17 protein-coding genes are annotated in these 20,019 nt (G+C 51.3%); 12 read left to right on the forward strand and 5 right to left on the reverse strand.

Annotated features, from left to right (window positions below):
* The gene (locus tag MKQ68_RS05680; protein WP_264282452.1) at positions 1–969 is read left to right on the forward strand and encodes a glycoside hydrolase family 43 protein; all 969 of its coding nucleotides are present in this window, start codon (positions 1–3) and stop codon (positions 967–969) included.
* Between the two features lie 47 nt (positions 970–1,016).
* Here MKQ68_RS05680 and MKQ68_RS05685 read toward each other — a convergent pair whose 3' ends face one another.
* Positions 1,017–1,490: a hypothetical protein gene (locus MKQ68_RS05685; RefSeq protein ID WP_264282453.1), complete on the reverse strand. Its 474-nt coding sequence runs from the start codon at positions 1,488–1,490 to the stop codon at positions 1,017–1,019.
* An 88-nt stretch (positions 1,491–1,578) separates the two neighbouring features.
* On the opposite strand from MKQ68_RS05685, the gene MKQ68_RS05690 reads away from it, so the two are divergent.
* The 4 genes from MKQ68_RS05690 to MKQ68_RS05705 all read left to right on the forward strand — a co-directional run bounded on the left by MKQ68_RS05690 (position 1,579) and on the right by MKQ68_RS05705 (position 4,906).
* Positions 1,579–2,361: a DUF4846 domain-containing protein gene (locus MKQ68_RS05690; RefSeq protein ID WP_264282454.1), complete on the forward strand. Its 783-nt coding sequence runs from the start codon at positions 1,579–1,581 to the stop codon at positions 2,359–2,361.
* Between the two features lie 90 nt (positions 2,362–2,451).
* The gene (locus tag MKQ68_RS05695; protein WP_264282455.1) at positions 2,452–3,249 is read left to right on the forward strand and encodes a hypothetical protein; all 798 of its coding nucleotides are present in this window, start codon (positions 2,452–2,454) and stop codon (positions 3,247–3,249) included.
* A 912-nt stretch (positions 3,250–4,161) separates the two neighbouring features.
* Complete coding sequence (locus MKQ68_RS05700; RefSeq protein ID WP_264282456.1) at positions 4,162–4,521, forward strand: hypothetical protein; 360 nt, start codon at positions 4,162–4,164, stop codon at positions 4,519–4,521.
* 4 nt (positions 4,522–4,525) lie between these two features.
* Entirely contained in the window at positions 4,526–4,906 is a 381-nt protein-coding gene (locus MKQ68_RS05705) for a hypothetical protein (RefSeq protein WP_264282457.1), read from the forward strand.
* A gap of 935 nt (positions 4,907–5,841) precedes the next feature.
* On the opposite strand, the gene MKQ68_RS05710 is transcribed toward MKQ68_RS05705, so the two are convergent.
* Together MKQ68_RS05710 and MKQ68_RS05715 are read right to left on the reverse strand one after the other, a co-directional pair.
* Positions 5,842–6,486 (reverse strand): hypothetical protein, encoded by a 645-nt coding sequence (locus MKQ68_RS05710; RefSeq protein ID WP_264282458.1) that lies wholly within the window; start codon positions 6,484–6,486, stop codon positions 5,842–5,844.
* 32 nt (positions 6,487–6,518) lie between these two features.
* Positions 6,519–7,025 (reverse strand): RNA polymerase sigma factor, encoded by a 507-nt coding sequence (locus MKQ68_RS05715; protein WP_264282459.1) that lies wholly within the window; start codon positions 7,023–7,025, stop codon positions 6,519–6,521.
* An 89-nt stretch (positions 7,026–7,114) separates the two neighbouring features.
* Between MKQ68_RS05715 and MKQ68_RS05720 the strand changes: the two genes are divergently transcribed.
* Positions 7,115–8,143, forward strand: a complete 1,029-nt coding sequence (locus MKQ68_RS05720) for an MBL fold metallo-hydrolase (protein ID WP_264282460.1) — start codon at positions 7,115–7,117, stop codon at positions 8,141–8,143.
* Here MKQ68_RS05720 and MKQ68_RS05725 read toward each other — a convergent pair.
* Together MKQ68_RS05725 and MKQ68_RS05730 are read right to left on the reverse strand one after the other, a co-directional pair.
* Entirely contained in the window at positions 8,133–8,735 is a 603-nt protein-coding gene (locus tag MKQ68_RS05725; protein WP_264282461.1) for a hypothetical protein, read from the reverse strand. The genes MKQ68_RS05720 and MKQ68_RS05725 overlap by 11 nt on opposite strands.
* Positions 8,736–8,738: 3 nt before the next feature.
* Positions 8,739–9,365, reverse strand: coding sequence for a hypothetical protein (locus tag MKQ68_RS05730; protein WP_264282462.1), 627 nt, complete (start codon positions 9,363–9,365; stop codon positions 8,739–8,741).
* 91 nt (positions 9,366–9,456) lie between these two features.
* Here MKQ68_RS05730 and MKQ68_RS05735 point away from each other — a divergent pair, with 91 nt between their 5' ends.
* The 6 genes from MKQ68_RS05735 (at position 9,457) to MKQ68_RS05760 (ending at position 19,974) form a co-directional block, all read left to right on the forward strand.
* Positions 9,457–10,770, forward strand: a complete 1,314-nt coding sequence (locus MKQ68_RS05735) for a PQQ-dependent sugar dehydrogenase (protein WP_264282463.1) — start codon at positions 9,457–9,459, stop codon at positions 10,768–10,770.
* Between the two features lie 98 nt (positions 10,771–10,868).
* Positions 10,869–12,899 carry a TonB-dependent receptor gene (locus MKQ68_RS05740; RefSeq protein ID WP_264282464.1) on the forward strand — a complete coding sequence of 677 codons (2,031 nt, stop codon included), beginning with the start codon at positions 10,869–10,871 and terminating at the stop codon, positions 12,897–12,899.
* A gap of 281 nt (positions 12,900–13,180) precedes the next feature.
* Positions 13,181–13,516 carry a heme oxygenase-like domain-containing protein gene (locus MKQ68_RS05745; RefSeq protein ID WP_264282465.1) on the forward strand — a complete coding sequence of 112 codons (336 nt, stop codon included), beginning with the start codon at positions 13,181–13,183 and terminating at the stop codon, positions 13,514–13,516.
* Positions 13,500–15,017 carry a GAF domain-containing protein gene (locus MKQ68_RS05750; protein ID WP_264282466.1) on the forward strand — a complete coding sequence of 506 codons (1,518 nt, stop codon included), beginning with the start codon at positions 13,500–13,502 and terminating at the stop codon, positions 15,015–15,017. Before MKQ68_RS05745 ends, MKQ68_RS05750 begins: the two co-directional genes overlap by 17 nt.
* Before the next feature lie 17 nt (positions 15,018–15,034).
* Positions 15,035–19,513 carry a chemotaxis protein CheB gene (locus MKQ68_RS05755; RefSeq protein ID WP_264282467.1) on the forward strand — a complete coding sequence of 1,493 codons (4,479 nt, stop codon included), beginning with the start codon at positions 15,035–15,037 and terminating at the stop codon, positions 19,511–19,513.
* Positions 19,510–19,974 carry a response regulator gene (locus MKQ68_RS05760; RefSeq protein WP_264282468.1) on the forward strand — a complete coding sequence of 155 codons (465 nt, stop codon included), beginning with the start codon at positions 19,510–19,512 and terminating at the stop codon, positions 19,972–19,974. Before MKQ68_RS05755 ends, MKQ68_RS05760 begins: the two co-directional genes overlap by 4 nt.
* The last annotated feature ends 45 nt before the right edge of the window (positions 19,975–20,019 follow it).

Raw genomic sequence — 20,019 nt, forward strand, 5'->3', positions numbered from 1 at the left:
ATGAAAAAGACGCTGTTTAGCCTGTTATTTCTTTTACCCGTATGTGCAACACAAGCCCAGGCCTCTAAGCCCGGCAACCCCGTTTTCGAAGGCTGGTATGCCGACCCGGAAGCAGCCGTATTCGGCAAGAAGTACTGGATCTTCCCAACCTTTTCTGCCGCCTACAGCAAACAGGTACACTTCGACGCCTTTTCGTCAAGCGACCTGAAACGTTGGAAAAAGCATAAGAGCGTGCTCGATACCGCTGCCATCAAGTGGGCAAAGATCGCCATGTGGGCGCCTTCGATCGTAGAAAAAGAAGGTAAGTACTACTTCTTCTTTGCTGCCAACGACATCCAGAAAGAATCAGAGATAGGCGGTATCGGCGTTGCGGTGGCCGACAAACCAGAAGGTCCGTATAAAGACCACATCGGCAAGCCGCTGATCAACCAGATCAAGAACGGTGCGCAGCCCATCGATCAGTATATTTTCAAAGATAAAGACGGCCAGTACTATATCATTTACGGCGGATGGGGCCATTGCAACATTGCCAAACTGAATAACGATTTTACTGCACTGGTACCGTTCGAAGACGGCTCAACTTTTAAAGAGATCACACCCGAGAAATATGTAGAAGGCCCGATCATGTTCATCAAAGACGGCAAGTACTATTTCATGTGGTCCGAAGGCGGCTGGACGGGCCCTAACTACAGTGTATCTTACGCTATTGCCGATTCACCCATGGGCCCCTTCAAAAGGATCGACAAAATCCTGCAACAGGACCCTACGATCGCTACCGGTGCAGGCCACCACTCCGTGATCCACAATCCCAGGACGGACAAGTGGTTCATCGTATACCACCGCCGCCCCTTAAACGTAACCACCAGGGACCATCGCGTTACCTGCATAGATGAAATGACGTTTGATAAAGATGGGAAGATATTGCCGGTGAAGATGACGTTTGAGGGAGTGAAGCCGATGAAGTTGTAGTAACATTTTTGCATAGAAAAGCTGTACCGATGGTGCAGCTTTTTTTATTACCTGCACTCCCCCCGTCCCCATGGTATGGTATCAAATATCAGCTTATGATCGTCCGAAGGGAACGCTGGTTCGCCTGTTACGAGGAAGCTGTCTGGCAGCGCTTCGTAGGCATGGTCGCCTGCTATGCGGAATACGATGTGGCGGATGGAAATAATACCTTCACTGCTGAATTCATAGTCCCCACGCAGGATGCTGTCGCGCATTATACCACGGAAGGCACCTTTGCTATCGTCTTTTTCCAGGAAATTATAAGTAAGCGAACCGGCTACTGAATCCGACGCCCGGGTGAGTTGAAGGTAGAACGAGTCTTTGCCGGTCACCCGTTGAAAGCACAGGGTGCTGGCAGGAGCGTTGACAGCGATGGAAGGTGTATCCGTACGCGTTGTATCAGAATGTTCCGCCGACCGGTTACCCTGGTTGCAGGCGCAGAACGCCATGGCGATCAGCGGCAATAAGATGCCTGGTTTCATATCGATGTATTGTTTCCCGAATGAAGACAAAAAACATTCCAGTTATGGAAAGGTTCACCTCCCGCATCTACTGAAAAATAATTGTAGTATGACCCGCCACCTGCTGTTTTTATCCTTGCTGATGCTATCCGTCGCACCATCATTCGCCCAAACTACCGGGAATATCCCTTTACCGGCCGGTTTTAGCCGCTTATCAGCGGAAGCCGGATCTTTTGCTGCCTTTTTACGAAAAGTGCCGCTAAAGGCCGATAAGACCGTGTATTTGTACAATGGTCAGCGCAAGGCCAACCAGCAGGCCCAGTTTGCCGTGCTGGACGTAAGCGTGGGGAATAAAGACCTGCAGCAGTGTGCCGATGCGGTGATGCGTTTGTATGCCGAATACCATTATGCCGCAGGCGAATATAGGAAGATCGCCTTCGAGGCTACGGACGGCACCTTACTGGATTACGCCAGCTGGCGGGATGGGTATCGGTATAAACTCAGGGGATCGCGCCTGCAAAAGGTAAAGTCTGCCACGCCTTCCACCTCCCGCGCATCCTTTGGCGCCTTCCTGGACGTGGTATTCAGCTATGCCGGTACTTTGTCGCTGAGCCGCGAACTGGCACGTGTGTCCAACCAGCAGGATATCCGGCCAGGTGATGTGGTCCTGCAAGGCGGCTCGCCCGGGCATGCCGTGATCGTGATGGACGTTGCCGTGAACGGGGCGGGGGAGAAGCGTTTCCTGCTGGCACAGAGCTACATGCCGGCACAAAGCATCCATATCCTCAATAACCCTTCTGCTGCCAGCCCATGGTACCAGGCCGCCTGGGGCGCCAGCCTTGCTACCCCCGAGTGGACCTTCGGACGTGATTGTTTATACCGTTGGCGCTAGTTGGGGGGATATGATAGTTGTTGCAACAGCTGTTAACATCCACATGACCAGTTGCTTCGTAAATTACAGATCATCCAAAAAGTACTGCCTATGGCGACCGCTACCTCTCTATTTCAATTCACCGGCCGGTTGGGTAACCTGGTCGGCTATCGCGTGAAAGGCAAGCTGCTTTTCCGCACTATGCCCGAAACCGTAAGACAAACGGCCGCTACCCGCCGCGCCGCCCGCGATTTCGGCACCGCCAGTCACGCCGCTGCCACCCTGCGCCACGGCATTGCCCGGGAAATCATCCTCCATCACGATGACACCTTCGCCAACCGCCTGAACAAGGCGATGGTCGGGGTCGTTAAGGCTGACATCCAACGTAAGGCCGGCCGCCGCGAAGTAACCACCGGTAACCTGCATGCCCTGAAAGGCTTCCAGATCAACCAGCACAGGGACATTCGCTGCGCTCACGCCGTACAACGCCTGCACAACGGCAACATCAGCGTGACCGTTACACAGCCGCTCGCGCAGTTCCATAGCAAGACGCCCTACATACAGTTCCGCGCCATCGCCATATTCCCCGACATGGAAACGGGAAAGAGCGACGTTACGTCCAGCGAGGTCGTTACCCTCCATAACGAGCAAAGGATAGACGCCTTCTGCCTTACCATCCCTACAGCCAACCGGGGCGCCTGCATCGTGATCCTCGAAGCCATCGCCTGCAGAAGTGAGAAAGGTAAGCCAGTACAAATGGGCTATCGTAAATTCAATGCCTTCGACATTATCGAAGTATTGCCTCCCGCTAAGAAAGAGAAATCCACCCCATCCCGCCCCGCCCCGCGTAAGCAGCCCGTTGTTACCCGGGCCACCACCCGCCCAACCCAACACACCGACCCCGGTTAGCGCCGACTCCCGTTCGTAATGGCGTCCAGTAATACCGGTCGCCCGCCCCCTCATGCCCTTACGCCCCAAAACACACTTTTCCCCCTTCATTTTTTTCCTGGTCGGATGATTTTTGACGGAATATGCCATGTATGGTACGTCATACCATGCTCAAAAGCGTCATTTTGATGCAGGTATACCCTTTCCGGGGCGCTACCGTATTAAGTCCACATCAAGTCCACCTCACCTCCGGTAATATTGGTATGGTATCCCTTGGATATCCCTTGGTTATCCCATGTTTATCCCTTGGATATCCTATGCTTATGCCATGGTTATCCCTTGGAGATCCCATGATTATTCCGTGTTTATCTCATGCTCATGCCATGGTTATCCCTTGGGTATCCTATGCTTATGCCATGGTTATCCCTTAGAGATCCCATGATTATTCCGTGTTTATCCCATGTTTATCCCATGTTTATCCCTTGGTTATGCCGTGGTTATCCCTTGGATATCCTGTGCTTATCCCATGTTTATCCCGTGTATATCTCATGGTTATCGCATAGTTATCCCTTAGTTATAGTTATCTGCGTCCTATGTGAAAGGCATGGAGGTCTCTGTTGCTCGCTTGCAGATAAGTATGCACAGGCTTCACGCAAAGTTTGCTAACCTATCGTGCCAATTGTGGCGAGTGCTCCCTCCGCAACTGGTCATGGCGAATGAAATGAAGCCACCTTCGTGTGTATTCTTCGCGCGAGTGAATGACGGCATGGAAGCAATGCTATGATGCAATTCCACAGCTACAGTAACGCCATATTCACTAGCACTCGTAATATGACATCTACCATACTCTTGTTTTGATTGTTTTAAACTTTCAAAACATTTTGAAATTTCAATAGTTCGATCTATCTTTGTTTCAGTAAAAGCGATCAACGTATGAACATCCTCGCCTACATCATTTACCTGTTGCTTACTTATGTGATTACGGTGCATGTGGGATTGGTTTTCTATCGCAATGGGCGTGTGTTTATGTTGTCGTTGCTCCATAACGACGAGCAGCTTACCAGCTTTATCAACAAGATGTTACTGACCGGTTACTACCTCTTCAATCTTGGCTATGCAGCCCTGATGCTCCGTACCTGGGAGGTGATCCACACCTGGACGGAGTTGATATCCAGCATTGCTACAATGACCGGTAAGATCATGCTTACGCTGGCGATCGTACACTTCTGTAACATGGCTTTTATTTATTTCCTCGGGAAACGCAACAACGTCATTCTTAACGCTAAAGTTTAACTATATGGAACGCTCTTTTAATTTCCTTGCCTACCTGATCTATTTACCCCTCGTGATCCTCGTAACCTGGTACGTAGCGCGTACATTGTTCAAAAATGGCCGGGTGTTTATGCTGGATATATTCAACGGTAAAACAGAGATCGCATTTGCCACCACGCGTTTATTCGAAACAGGCTTCTATCTGCTGAACCTGGGCTTCGCGTTCTGGATCATGAACATCTACAACAATGTAGAAGATAATACGCAATTGCTGGAAGTACTGAGTCATAAAATCGGGGGCTTTTGTATTTACCTCGGTGTCATGTTGTTCTTCAACCTTTACCTGTTTTTCAGAGGAAGGAGGGTGGCCCGCGAACGTGCGAGAATGCAGGAATTGCCTGGATAGTGTGTGTTAATAATTGTAAGGAAGAAGGTCCTCCTGGTGAGGGCCTTTTTCGTCTCCCATACCGTCATTGTGACCGCAGGGAAGCAAACTTCGTGTGCAGTCTTCTCTCCACCGTCATTGCGACCGCAGGGAAGCAAACTTCCGCACTAGTCTTCGCGTTTGCAACATACGATGACGAATTTCCTTCAATTAATACAAAATAAAAAGGCGGTGAGAACACCGCCTTCAGTTATTTTAACCATATCCTATGAAAAACCTGATACAAAGATAGGCGCATGTAGCTTGTTGTCAACTGTAAGTTGGTGAACGTTGTGTTTTACTTGGTAAACGTATGTGAAGTAGTGTTGTTAACTGGAATTTAACGAGTGAGGTAGTGCGAGGACAAGAGCGGAGGTTTGCTTCGCTGGTAGCCGTGGTGGATGGTTTGCAGTAGAGACACTCGCAATGACGATTGACGTACGATCGTCTCCCATACCGTCATTATAACCGCAGGGAAGCAAACTTCGTGTGCAGTCTCCGCGTTTGCAACATATAATGACGATTGAGGTACTATCGTCTCCCACACCGTCATTGCGACCGCAAGGAAGCAAACTTCCGCACCAGTCTCCGCGTTTGCAACATATAATGACGATCAATCCTTCAATTACCACAAAACAAAAAAGGCGGTGAGAACACCGCCTTCAGTTATTTTAACCATATCCTATGAAAAACCTGATACAAAGATAGGCGCACAAATTACTTTGTAATGCCTGATCTCGTAAACGACTGGTTTTTGGTAGTGAACGTCTTTAGATCGCTGCTGTTAACAAGATTTTAACCACGGCTATAATCAGGCAGGCGATGTGTGCTGCAGTGGGGTGTTGAACCACGCTGCATAATAGCAACAATACGATGATCCATTCCTCTTTCATGGGTGTTGTTTTTGAAGGTGTTAGCTATTTTTCAAACTCATCCAGCTCTCGTAACAACTGGCTGGCTTTACGTATCGGGGTCATCTCCTGGCCATTCATCACGAGTCGTTGGAACCACTTCTTATCCATGCTTTTATAGCTGAGATGCCTGTACAACCAGAGGCCCGCCCAGGTAAAGATAACGGTGATAACAAGGTAGATGATCGCAGTAACAGGCGGCTGCTCGCTGAACATCGCAGGCTTTACCTGGAAGGTGACGAATACAGGCAGCTGTACGAACGATACGCGGGCTACCTGTAAACTCGACGATTCCAGGCGGGCGAGTTTACGTTGGGTGTCCATCACATTGCCGGAGTTGCTCATCGAACGTATTAATGACATGTGATAAATGTATACACCGACAGCTATCGCAGAAACGATCCAGTGGATGCCGGCGGAAATAACGAAGAATATTTTATCGAAGGTGAGTGAGTAACGGATCAGGAAGGCAATGAATGCCAGCCATATCAATCCGAATACCACCCCTACGAGTTTGATGTTGTACAAGGGACGCATCACGGCATCCACTTTCTGTAACTGGATTTCCTTTACGATGCGCATGTTCAGCGCCAGGTTCCGCTCCAGCTTGCGGTCATAGGCCGCCCATATGTTTTTGAGTTCCTCTTCCATCTTTACTGTTTTTTTACGTGGTATAAAATGAATCACTTCACCATCCCGGCCATCTTCACCCGCAGCTGCTGTTTGATCCTCCCGATCCTGGTGCCAACGTTACTCTCAGAAATGCCTAAGATGTCGGCTATCTCGGCATGTGTCTTTTCATCCAGGTACAACAACATCAACGCCCGCTCCAGGCTGGGTAACGCCTGGATGAACTGTTGCAGCATTTGCAACTGCTGCTCGTTATGTTCATCTCTACTGTCATCGGCAATCTCTATCAAATGCCCTTCGATATTAGGCGCACGCGGTATCTTCTTGTCTTTCCGGTAAAAGGAAATGGCGGTATTCAAAGCAACCCGGTACATCCAGGTACTGAACTTAACATGAACAACTGCCTGCCGGTAAGACTTCCACAACTGGTAAATGATCTCCTGCGCCAGGTCTTCCCGGTCGTCGGGATGCTGGCAGTAGGAGTGGCAGATCTTAAAGATGATCCGCTGATGTTCGTTCATGAGCTGCAGAAAGGCCTCGTCGGCGGATGGTTTGTTCATTGTATGTAATTAGTCGCAGGATGGGCCGAAAAATCACAGTTGTCGAAAAAAAGTTTGAAGGAGCCATTCAAATATAGAACTTAGCAGCCATGAGGCTTAAAGTTTTTGGTCAGCTCCCGCGCGGCACGGATATGGCGCGCATCCTTCACTCCACCAACTACCACGAAGGACAATTTCATAACCAGGAACCAACGGTCCTGATGAAAGACGGCTTTAAGCTGCGTGACTTCTGGAACTTCTTTACTGCCAGGAACACGCGCCCGCCCCGCCCGCTGCCCACGGTGAAACGGGACCTGAACAACCCGCAGCCCGGCGAAACGGAGCTTACCTGGTTTGGTCATTCCTCTTATCTTATCCAACACGAGGGACTCAATATCCTGGTAGACCCGGTGTTCAGCGGTCATGCCTCCCCGTTCCCGGTGGCCGGTAAGGCTTTCGCCGGGGCCGACGCCTACACGGTAGCAGATATGCCTCCTATCGACCTGCTGATCATCACGCATGACCACTACGATCATATGGATTATGCCACGATCACAGCCCTGCAACCCAAGGTAAAGCTGATCTGCACGTCGCTGGGCATCGCCGCGCATCTGCGCCATTGGGGTATCCCGGAAAAGAAGGTGTTGGAGTTCGACTGGTGGGAAACGCAGCAGGCGCATCCCGCTATTGCCTTAACGGCTGTTCCTGCCCGCCACTTCTCGGGTCGTTCATTGCGCCGTAACGGCACCTTATGGTCGGCCTTCGTGCTGGAACTTACGGGCAAACGCATCTTCCTGGGAGGAGACAGCGGCTATGGCCGCCATTTTGCCGAGATAGGCCGCCGCTTCGGCCCGTTCGACCTGGCTTTGCTGGAATGCGGACAGTACAACGAGCGCTGGCCCATGATCCACATGATGCCGGAAGAAAATGTACAGGCAGCGATCGACCTGCAGGCAAAGGTGCTGATGCCGGTGCACTGGGGTAAGTTCGCACTGGCCTTGCATACCTGGGACGAGCCCATCAACCGCCTCGTTACCAGTGCAAAGGAGCGGGATATGGCGATCGTTACGCCAAAAATAGGAGAGCGGGTGTTGATAGGTACGCATCACCCGCAGGAGGCCTGGTGGCTTACTGTTTAATGTGCGGAAAATCTTTGCGCAGGCGGTTAAAGGTCCTGTTCGTCACACTGTCTACCTGCTCGGGCTTGTCCCAACGAAATTTACCTTCGTTGAACAACCAGGTAATATCGCTGTACTTTGCATCCATCAACTGTGCGTTCAGGCTGCCTTTCGCTTTCTGAAACTCTTCCATCCGCAACTCCGGTATTTGCGGCGTAACGGCTCCCGTGCGACGCAGCCGCTGTGTTACGAGCAGGCGGATATGGCACTGCATCACGGCATCTACATTTAGTATACGGCATACTTTGGCAGCATCTACGAAAGTGGCTTTGCGCAGATCGATACCGGCCTTTTGTAACAACTGGTTCGTGGTTTCCCAGGGTTGTATCGCTACGGTAAGCTGCTCCTGTTCCCTGGTTAAGGTCTCGTACAAACGTTGCTGGAAACGGACGCCCCTTTCTGCCGCTTCTTTGTAGTGGTCTTCCGCAGAAGCCGACCTGGCCTCAATTTCGAGATAGAAGGGCAGGATGGCTATCTTTTTAAAGTTTGACTGAGCCATCGCCTGCATGCTTATCAGTATTGTCAGTACGCTCAGGACTATTCGCATCTTCATCAGTTATAGTTTGGTGTAAGGAAATTCGCTGCGCACATGCTCGAAAGAGCGCGTCATCACCTTGTCTATTTGTTTAGGCTTGCGCCAGTTGAAGGCATTGTTCAGATCTTCGAACTTCCATATTTTCTTGCCAGATTTGCCATCGAAAAATTGCACGTGCAGGTGCCCGGTGGGCAGGTACAACCCGTCCTGCTGCGGCGTCATCGGATGGTACCGGGGCGATCCCTGGAAACGTTGTACCAGCCTGTCGCGAATGTCGCAGGTGAGTATCGCATCTACCCCTAAGATACGCGATATCTTTGCAGGGTCCATAAAGGTCACTTTTCTCAGGTCGATGCCGGCCTTTTGCAATAGCTCATTCGTCTTTTCAATATCCTGTATCTCTACCAGTAACCGGTCTTCATCTTCTGTGAGAATATCGTGCATACGCTGCTGGCATTGAATGCCTTTCTCTACCTCCAGCCGAAACCGGGCTTCAGCCGATGTGTCCCGAACGGATTGCAGCATGATCTCCATATGAAAAGGCAGAATAGCGATCTTATTATGATGATAAGCAGGTTGGGTATTTTGAGCCATGGCGGGTAAACAGAAAGCCAGGGCCAGGATACAAACGATCAGGCGTAATTGCATAAGTATCAGGGAATGTTTATCGGCTCCAAATTTAGGGATTATTACGGTATGGCAAAGTAATTGATGCATTCCCGCGACTAATAGCCATATTATGAGACGTTTAATACCATTTCTAGGGGCAGGATTGTGCATGATCGCCGCTGCCTGTGGTGACGGAGGAAAGAAAGCCGGGGCAGACAGTGTAGCGCAAACGCATACAGGCGATTCCCTGCCGGCACCATTTGCCACGGAATCGACAAAGAAATTCAGTAAAGTGATCGGGTGGGACAGCAGCCGCACGCCCACTGCGCCGGAAGGCTTTACGGTAACGAAGTTCGCAGACGGGTTTAACAATCCCCGCTGGATCTATATATTACCAAACGGCGATATCCTCATCGCAGAAGCATCTACCAAACCTAAACTCAAAGACAAGGTAGCGGCCGTAGCCAGCGGCAAGTCCAAATCGCAAAACCTCGGCAACAGCGCCGACCGTATCACCCTGCTGCGCGACAGCAACGGCGACGGTGTGCCGGAATCACGCAATACGTTTCTCTCCGGCCTGAATCAGCCGCTCGGTATGCTGCTGTTGAACAACAACTTCTACGTAGGCAACACCGACGGCATCCTGATGTATCCTTATAAAGAAAACGCCAACACCATCAGCGGTGAAGGTAAAAAGATACTGGAACTGCCTGCCGGTGGTTATAATAATCACTGGACGCGCAACCTGCTGGCATCGAAAGATGGTAAACACATTTACGTATCGGTAGGTTCCGCCAGTAATGTGGCCGAACATGGCCTCGAAGAGGAAGTGCGCCGTGCGGCCATCCTCGAGATCAACCCGGATGGTACCGGTGAACGCATTTTTGCATCGGGTTTACGCAACCCGGTGGGCATGGACTGGGCACCGGGTACAAACACGCTGTGGACGGCCGTAAACGAACGCGATGAACTGGGAGATGAGCTGGTGCCGGATTATATGACCAGTGTGAAGGAAGGCGGTTTTTACGGCTGGCCGTATTCCTATTTCGGTCAGCATGAAGATCCGCGTATGAAAGGGCAGGGTAAGGAGCTGGTAGCCAAAGCGATCGTGCCGGATGTACCATTAGGTTCGCATACCGCATCACTCGGACTGGCTTTTTACACAGGCGAGGCATTCCCGGAGAAGTACCGTAATGGTGCGTTCGTAGGCCAGCATGGTTCCTGGAACCGGTCTGTCTTGTCTGGTTATAAAGTAGTATTTGTGCCTTTTGCAGATGGAAAAGCGGCCAACGGGTACGAAGATTTCCTCACCGGTTTTATTGCCGACGAGCCCAAGGGCGAAGTATATGGCAGGCCGGTAGGTGTAGCAGTAGCGAAAGACGGTTCCCTGCTGGTGGCGGACGATGCGTCGAACACCATATGGCGGGTGACTTACAATAAATGATTTTGTTAACCGAACAAAGAAGACGCCGTATCTTTCCAGCAGGAGAGATGCGGCGCATGTTTTACGGCCGCCGTGCGGAAACTAATGTGATAATACTCATGAGATATTTTATACCGACGTTGCTGCTTTGTGGCCTTACGCAATTACTGCATGCGCAACAGGCAGATACGACTCGTTTGTCAGAAGTGGTGGTAACGGCCTACCCGGGTAACCAGTCCCTGGTAAGTTTACCGGCGTCTGCTGCGGTGCTGAGTCAGCGACAGTTACAATTGCAGCCCGGCGTTACATTGGTGCCGGCGTTGAATACCGTGCCGGGCATCCGGATGGAGGAGCGGTCGCCCGGCAGCTATCGTTTATCTATACGGGGCAGCCTGTTACGTTCGCCCTTCGGCATCCGCAATGTGAAAATATACATGGATGAAATGCCGCTTACCGATGCGGGCGGCAACAGTTACCTCAACCTGGCCGATCCCGGCGGCATTGGTAGTATAGAAGTACTGAAAGGTCCGGACGGCAGCCTGTTTGGCGCTAACTCCGGTGGCGTTGTGCTGCTGAGGCCTTTTGCTTCGGAGGATACGGGCAGTGTTACGTTAGGCCTGCAGGGCGGCTCTTACGGTGCCTTCCAGGAGCGCGCCGGCTGGAACGCGCAGTGGGGTAAAGTAACTTCCCGCATTTACCAGGCCTGGCAGCAAAGCGACGGCTATCGCGATAACAGCCGCATGCGCCGCCTGTACCTGCAATCGCTGCAACAGTGGCGGTATAACGAACGTAACAGCCTGAAGCTGCTCGCCTTTTACAGCGATCTTGGTTATCGTACACCCGGCGGACTTAACGCCGCACAAGCCGCTGCTGATCCACGTGCCGCCAGGCCTGCCACGCCTACGTTGCCCGGTGCGGAAACGCAAAAGGCAGGCATCTACAACCGCACTTTCCAGGCCGGGCTGGTACACGAAGCGGCGTTTACACCTTTCCTGAAACATGTGGTGTCGGTTAGCGGCGCCACTACGCACTTCGAAAATCCATTTATTACGAACTACGAAGCACGGGATGAAAACTCCGGTGCCGTGCGTACCTACCTCTCTTTACACGATAAAAACATTGGCAGCACTTATTACGATTGGAATGTAGGACTGGAATGGCAGCAAACCGGTACCGACATTATCAACTACGGCAACCGCGCCGGTAAACGGGATACGGTGCAGGCAGCGGATAAGATCACGGCGAGACAGCAGTTTTATTTCACCCGCTTTACATTCCGTTTTCCATTTAAGCTAACGCTGGAAGCTGCTGCGAGCCTGAACTACTTCCGGTATCATTTCAGCAATGATAGTACGGCTACGCAAACACGCCGTTTCTCTCCGCAGCTGATGCCGCGGGTGGCCTTGTCTTATCGCCTCACACCGTTTACAGCATTACGCGCTTCGGTGAGTCGCGGTTATTCGCCCCCGGCCACTGCGGAAGTTCGTGCATCCGATAACGTGATCAACACCGCCTTACAGGCAGAAAACGGCTGGAACTATGAACTGGGTTTCCGCGCCAGCGATGCTGCAGGACTTTTCTGGCTGGATGCAAGTGTGTTCCAGTACCGTTTGGAAGATGCGATCGTTCGCCGGTTGCGGGATGACGGTACAGAGTTTTTCGCGAATGCCGGCGGTACAAAACAAAATGGCCTGGAAATACAAGGCCACGCCTGGCTGCTGCGCCCGTCTGCCCACCGCTGGATCAGGGGCATTCAGCTCAGCGAAGCCTGGACTTTCAGCGATTTTAGCTTCCGTGACTACAAAAGCGGGGCAGATGACTTTTCCGGGAAACAACTCACCGGCGTGCCGCGCCATGTATTGGTCAGCGGACTGCTGCTCCAATTCCCGGCAGACGTTTACCTGTTCGCGCAGCATAACTATACAGAAAAGCTGCCGCTTAACGATGCCAATACCGCTTTCGCTGATTCGTATCACCTGTTGCAGGCCAAGGCCGGCTGGCGTTTCCGTAACATCACTATCTATGCGGGTGCCGACAACCTGCTGAATGAATATTATAGTCTGGGCAACGACTTAAATGCCCTGGGCCAACGCTATTTCAATCCTGCGCCGGAACGCAACTACTACGCAGGTGTCTCTTTTAGATGGTAGACGCGATTTATAGGATGTCATCTGCTTGCTTGCGGCCATGCGGGAAATTAGCCGCTGCGGACAGCGTTCGTGAACTGGCGCACGACACCGGAAGATATAGCCACCGTTGGGGCATTGCTGGAAGAGGTCGCGCAGCACTACAGGTAACGCATCTTAACACGTTTTTGGCCAGCGGATTAGGTGCGATCGTACGGGCGTGATGAAATAATACCTGCATAAAAAGCGGCCGCTATCCCGCTTGTACAGCCGCTTTTACCCGTCAGAAGGAAAGTGTGTAAATAATGCCACACTGTGGTGTCCGTTATTTATTCTATGTTTATGGTATTTTTAAAGCGATTTTCCGTCTGAAAGTAGAAAATATTCATCCTCCGGCAGATCGGGCTTTCGCAGCACTTGCCAAGAGGGCAGGCTGTGTTTCAGAAAGCTCTACCTTGGGCGGTGCGATTATTGTAAAGATGATCTGCAGCCAACGAGGCGTTACCATCGGTAACGGCTTTTCTTTTTTTAATGGGTATGGCGAACACACGCTGCCGGCGCGCGAGCCGTTTTGTGCGTACCAGCAACTACATGGGGGAGCCGCAGCCACGAACATTTTTAATTATGAGCCAGTTCTCTAAATACGATTCAGAATTTTGCGGCAACCTGCCGATCCATATCATCAACACCGTGCAAACGTACGGGGTGTTGCTGATTGTAGATAAAGTATCCGGTCGCCTGGTGCAGGCCAGCGAAAATACGCCTGCCGTATTTAATGCGTCCGCACGGGAAATGGTGGAGGGAGGAGTGGTGTCGACTTGGTTAGGCGCTGCTGCCAATGCCGAACTACAGGCATTTGCGGCGTTGGATGCCGGTAACGAGAAGGCCGCCGTATGGCAGATCGGCTCTGGCTTTCACCATGTGATGATGCATACGACGAAAGACCTGGTGCTCGTGGAAATCGACATCACCGGTACCGCCGAAGTAAACAGCACGTTCACCGATACTTATCAAACGCTCAAATCGGCCATTAGTGCCATTGAGCGTTGCGACAATATTGACGCTTTGTGCGAAGTCACCGCCCGCGAACTGAAGGCGGTATCGGGCTTTGACAAGGTAATGGTCTATTCTTTTGATAAAGACTGGAATGGCCTGGTACTGGCGGAGGCGATGGAACCAGGAATGGAAACCTATATGGGCTTTACGTTCCCGGCATCGGACATTCCCAAACCTGCCCGTGACCTGTACCTCCGTAATCCATACCGGTTCATCCCCGACAGAACGTTCGAGCCGGTTAAGTTGTTCCCGGTAATTAACCCGGTGACGCACGCATTCGTTGACCTGAGCGATTGCAACCTGCGCGGCGTAGCGGCGGTACACCTCGAATACCTGAAAAACATGAACGTAACGGCCTCTATGTCCGTACGTATCATCAAAGATAACGAGTTGTGGGGCCTCATCGCCTGTCACCACCGTACGGCCAAGGAGGTATCCGGGCAGCTGTGCGCGGTGTTTGAGCTGATGTCGTCCGTGATCTCCGCGAAAGTAGGCGCACTGGAACATAAAGCGTTTCACGACCTGAACCGCCGCCTGGGCGATGCGTACACCCGCCAGATCGGCAACATCTTCCAGGATGGAAATATGGTGCAAACGCTGTTAAGCGGCCAGCCTAACCTGCTGGAGCTGTTTGACGCGAGCGGGGCCATTATCACTTTCAGGAACGAGGTGCATTCGATCGGCAAAACGCCTGATCGTGCGCAGCTCGAGGACCTGCTGTTATGGCTGCACCTGAAAGAACTGCGTAAAGTATTTAATACGGATTCGCTTTCCCGCCAGTACGACATCGCGAAGGAGTACAGCGGCATCGGCAGTGGATTGCTCGTGATCCCGATCAACGCCGCGCGCGATGAATACGTATTGCTGTTCCGGAAAGAGTATGTGCAGACGATCAACTGGGGTGGCAACCCGGAGGAGCGTATCCGCTTTGAAGAGAATAAACAGATTTATCACCCGAGGCACTCCTTTAAATTGTGGCAGGAAAATGTGGAAGGCTACTCCCGCCCCTGGCTGAAAGAGGAAGTGCTGACGGCCGAAAATATGAGAAGCTTTATCTTTGAGCATATCGCTTCTACTTATAATTAAAATAAAGTTTAATGTTGATGCAGCAGCATTACATAGTCGCATTGGGTGCCTCCGCAGGCGGTCTTGAGGCTATCCAGGAATTTTTCGACCATATGCCCCGCACGGAGAACCTGTCCTTCGTGATCATCCAGCACTTGTCGCCGGATTTTAAAAGCCTGCTTGTAGAGTTGGTAGGCCGCCACACTCATATGAAGGTGGTGGAAGCCGCGGATGAGCAACCCGTGCAGAAAAACTGCATCTATGTTATTCCGAACAATAAATTCATTTCCATTAAGCGAAATAAACTGGTGCTGGCCGTTAAACAGCATGACAGCGCACCTAATAACGCCATCGATATTTTCTTTTCCTCCCTCGCGGAAGAAAAGAAGGACCGTGCCATCGCGGTAGTATTATCTGGCACAGGCTCCGATGGTACCAAGGGTATAGCCAAAATAAAAGAGTTGGGCGGTATGACATTAGTGCAGGAGCCGAATACGGCCCGCTTTGACGGTATGCCCAACAGCGCTATCAATTCTGGTAATGCGGATGTGATTACCACGCCGGCAAAAATGCCCGATGCCATCCTGTCGCTCATACACGAACCCAGCGCCTCCACACTCAATAAGGTAGAACTGGACGAAGAACTGCTGAACCAAATTTTTGAACTCATCGCGAAAGAAGCGGGGCAGGACTTTCACTATTATAAAACCCCCACCATCCTGCGCCGCATCAGCCGAAGGGTAGTGATGGGTAATTTTAAGGATGCCGATGCTTACGTTACACACCTGCAGAAGGACCCCGAGGAGGTAAAAAGCCTCGCGAAGGATTTCCTGATAGGGGTGACGCGGTTTTTCCGCGACGCAGAAGCTTTCGTGACTTTACAGGAGAAGGTGCTGCCTGGCATGCTGGCGGCAAAAGAAGATGGCGGACTGGTGAAGGTTTGGATACCTGCCTGCAGCACCGGCGAAGAAGCTTATTCCGTAGCCATTGCCGTCGAAGAAGCGATCCTGCGCAGCGATAAACGAATCGACGTAAAGATATTTGCTACGGACATCGATGCTGCCAACCTGGAAGTGGCCTCGGCCGGTGTATACCCCGCTACGATTGAAAAGGATGTAGACCACGAATTGCTCGAGAAATACTTCCTCTTCAGGAACAATACCTATTCTATCAGCCCGCGCATCCGCAAACGCATCGTTTTCGCAAAGCACGACATTATAAAAGATCCGCCCTTTATAAAGAACGACCTGGTATGTTGCCGCAACATGCTCATTTATATGAATCCTGTTTTGCAGGAACGGGTTTTTTCGATTTTGCATTTTGCTGTGAATACGGGCGGATACCTGTTTTTAGGTCCGAGTGAAAACCCAACTTTCGAAAGAACGACGGTGCAGCAGATTAGCTCCAAGTGGAAGATGTATCGCAAAACGGCAGAAAGCAAACCCCGGCCATATCTTTCAGATGGCTTCCGGGTGCTGCCTTCGCTGCAGAACGAACAACTGAAAATTAAACGCATTAAGGAAGGGGAAACCCGCGGCCAGCAGGACTTGTGGGACGATGTGAAGGCAACCGTAACGACTGATCTTGGCTTCCTGGCGGTTTACATAGACCGCAGTTTCGAGATCCGCGAAACTATCGGTAATTACGAGTTGTTACTGTCCCTGCCCAAAAAGAACCTGAGCCTGAACTTCGTGCGCATGCTTCCGCAAGACCTGTCTATCACACTCAATAAGGAAATCCGCAAGGCATGGAAGACCGGGCAGAAGGTGAAAATAGAAGGGTTAGCATTCGTCAGGAGCAGCGAAACGCAGTTGCTGAATGTGATCATCAATCCGCATGTACCGTCCTCCGAAGAACTTACCCTGGTGGTGATCAGCAAAGGTGGTACACAAACAGGAAGTAATGGTCAGCAGCACATGGTACAGCAGGCCGTTAATGGCCAGGACCATGACTATATCATGAACCTGGAATCGGAGCTGGCGGATGTGAAGAACAGTCTGCAGATGGCTGTCGAAGACCTGGAAACCACCAACGAGGAACTGCAAAGCTCCAACGAAGAACTGCTCTCTTCCAACGAAGAATTGCAAAGCTCCAACGAGGAACTGCAATCGCTGAACGAGGAGCTGTACACACTCAATACTGAACACCAGTTGAAGATCCGCGAACTGGTGGAATTGAACGATGACCTTAACAACTATTTCCGCAGTACAGATATTGCCCAGATCTTCCTGGACAATAACCTGAACATCCGGAAGTTTAACCCGGCCTCTGCCAGCATGATCAATTTTATTGAGAGTGACCTGGGCAGGCCGATATCGCATATTTCCAACAATATCCGCTACGAAACCCTGCTGGAAGACATCCGCCAGGTGCAGCGTACGCACGAGGTGGTGGAAAAAGAAGTGGAACTGAACGAAGGCCGCCACCTGCTGATGCGCATTATGCCTTATGTAACCCGCGACGGGCGTTATGAAGGACTGATCATCACGTTTGTTGACATTACCACCATTACTGATCTCAACAATATCGTAAGAGGTGTGTTCAATGCCAGCGTGAGTGGCGTTTTCGCGTTCAGGGCCGTGCGGGACAACCGGGGTAAGATATCCGACTTTACAGTGATCGCTGCCAATAACATGGCGCGCCGGTTATTCGAACTGGAAGAGAAAAAACTGGAAGGTGAGGGGATGAAAGCCCTGTTACCGCAGCTCTCCGTCAGCGAATTAATGGACCAGTACATTTCCGTAGTAGAGAATGATAAGAGTGTTACCAGGGATGTGTATCTCGAAGATAGAGACCGCTGGTTTGAGCTGACTGCCGTGAAGATGCACGAAGGCTTCGTAGGCACGTTCACCGACATTACGGATAAAAAACGTGGCGAACAGCGCATCCGCAAAAGTTATAGTGAACTGAACGAGGCAAAGGAAACGCTTAAAAAGCTGAATGCCGAACTGGAAGATAAGGTGAGGGAGCGTACCCGCGAACTTTCCTTCAGTGAAGAACGTTTCCGCCTGGTAGCCCGGGCGACGAACGATACCCTGTGGGATTGGGACCTGGCCAGCAATAAAATCTGGTGGAGCGAATCGTTCGCTAAAATGTTCGGGTTTTCCAAGCCCGACTTTAGCCGTGCCGAATGGGCGCAGCATATTCACCCCGACGAGCGCGCCCAGGTAGAGGCGGCGCTGTACGGCGTCATCAACGAAAACAAAAACCAGTGGAATTGCGAATACCGCTTCCGGCGGGAGAATGGCGAATATGCCCACATCCTCGACCGCGGTTACGTACTGCATAACGAGTTTGGCGTGCCTTACCGTATGCTCGGTTCCATCCTCGACCTTACCGCGCAAAAGCAGGCGGAACTGGAAGTGGCCAGCAATATCGCCCAACGCCAGTTCCTGGCCGAGTCGATGCCATTAATGGTGTGGACCGCAGACGCCGATGGCAAGGTCGACTTCGTAAACCGCCAGTTCGAGTTTTATACCGGCATCTTCTACGACGATGCCATGGAGGGTGGCTGGCAGCAAGCCATCTGGAAAGAAGACCTGCCCATGCTGCTGGATACCTGGCAACGTGCTGCCACCGTCAAGGCCGACTTCCACTGCGAGGTACGGGTGATGGTGAGCAAAAAGGACTTCCGCTGGAACCTGTTACGCGCAAAAGCACGTAAGGACCAGAAAGGAGCGCTGATCAGCTGGGTGATTACCACTACCGATATTCACGAACAAAAAGTAATGAATGAGATACTGGAGGAAAAAGTAGAGGAGCGTACCCGCCAGCTGCTCGCCATCAACCGCGAGCTGGAAGCCAGCAACAACGACCTGCAACTCTTTGCCTCTGTGGCCTCCCATGACCTGCAGGAGCCGCTGCGTAAGATCCATATGTTCTCCAAACTGGTAAAAGACCGCCACGATGGCGATCTGCCGGAGGATACCCATCTCTACCTGGATAAGATTATGCAGTCGGCCAGGCGTATGAAAGCGCTGGTTATCAATATATTGAACTTCTCTAAACTCTCTGCCGACCAGGCCGAATACACCAAAACGGACGTGGCGCAGGTGGTAAAAGAGGTAATGGACGACTTCGAGGTGATCATCCGGGAGAAGAATGCGGTAATAGAAGTGGGGGATATTCCGCCGCTGGCCGTTAACCGCCTGCAAATCCAGCAGGTGTTCCAGAACCTGATCAGTAACGCCCTGAAGTTTACGACGCCGGGCGAAGCACCCAAAGTAAGCATTACCGGCTACCGGGTCGCCCAATTGTCATTTACCGCTCCGGAAGACCCGACAGGCCGCTGGTGCCGTATCTCTGTAAAAGATAATGGAATAGGTTTTGATACAGAATATAAAAACCGCATCTTTGGGCTCTTCCATCGGTTGAATTCTAAAGACAGGTTTGAAGGTACAGGCATAGGCCTTGCTATTACCAAAAAGATAGTGGAAAAGCACAACGGTATTATCACTGCGGAAAGCAATGAGGGAGAAGGTGCGGTATTTACAATAATTTTACCCATGGACCAATGAGTATTATAGAAGCAGCCAGCAGCGCAATAACATACAAAAAAATTCTACTGGCAGAGGACGATGAGGACGACAGGCTCATATTTTCAGCCATTGTGAATGACCTCGGTAATGCAAGCGACTTTGTCTTTGAGACCGTAGAAAACGGCATTGACGTCATCCAATACCTTAAGCGGCATGAAGAAGAATTGCCCAGCCTGATCATCCTGGACCAGAACATGCCCCGTATGAATGGCCGGGAAACACTGGCTGCACTGAAGGCAGATGACCGTTTCGCGCATATTCCCGTAGTAATATATTCTACTTACAACGATTCCCGCCTGATCAATGAATGCATGACCGGCGGCGCAGATCAGATCATCACCAAACCAGATTCCTTCGAAGGCTTCCGGGACATGATCCTGAAACTCTCTGCGCGCTATTTACAGGATGCTAATCCTGCATTGAAGCATAAGTCAGCTTAATGCTAAAAAGATAAGTGGGGTAGCCGGCGTATACGAATTTCCCAT

The sequence above is a fragment of the Chitinophaga horti genome, assembly GCF_022867795.2.
Classification (GTDB): domain Bacteria; phylum Bacteroidota; class Bacteroidia; order Chitinophagales; family Chitinophagaceae; genus Chitinophaga; species Chitinophaga horti.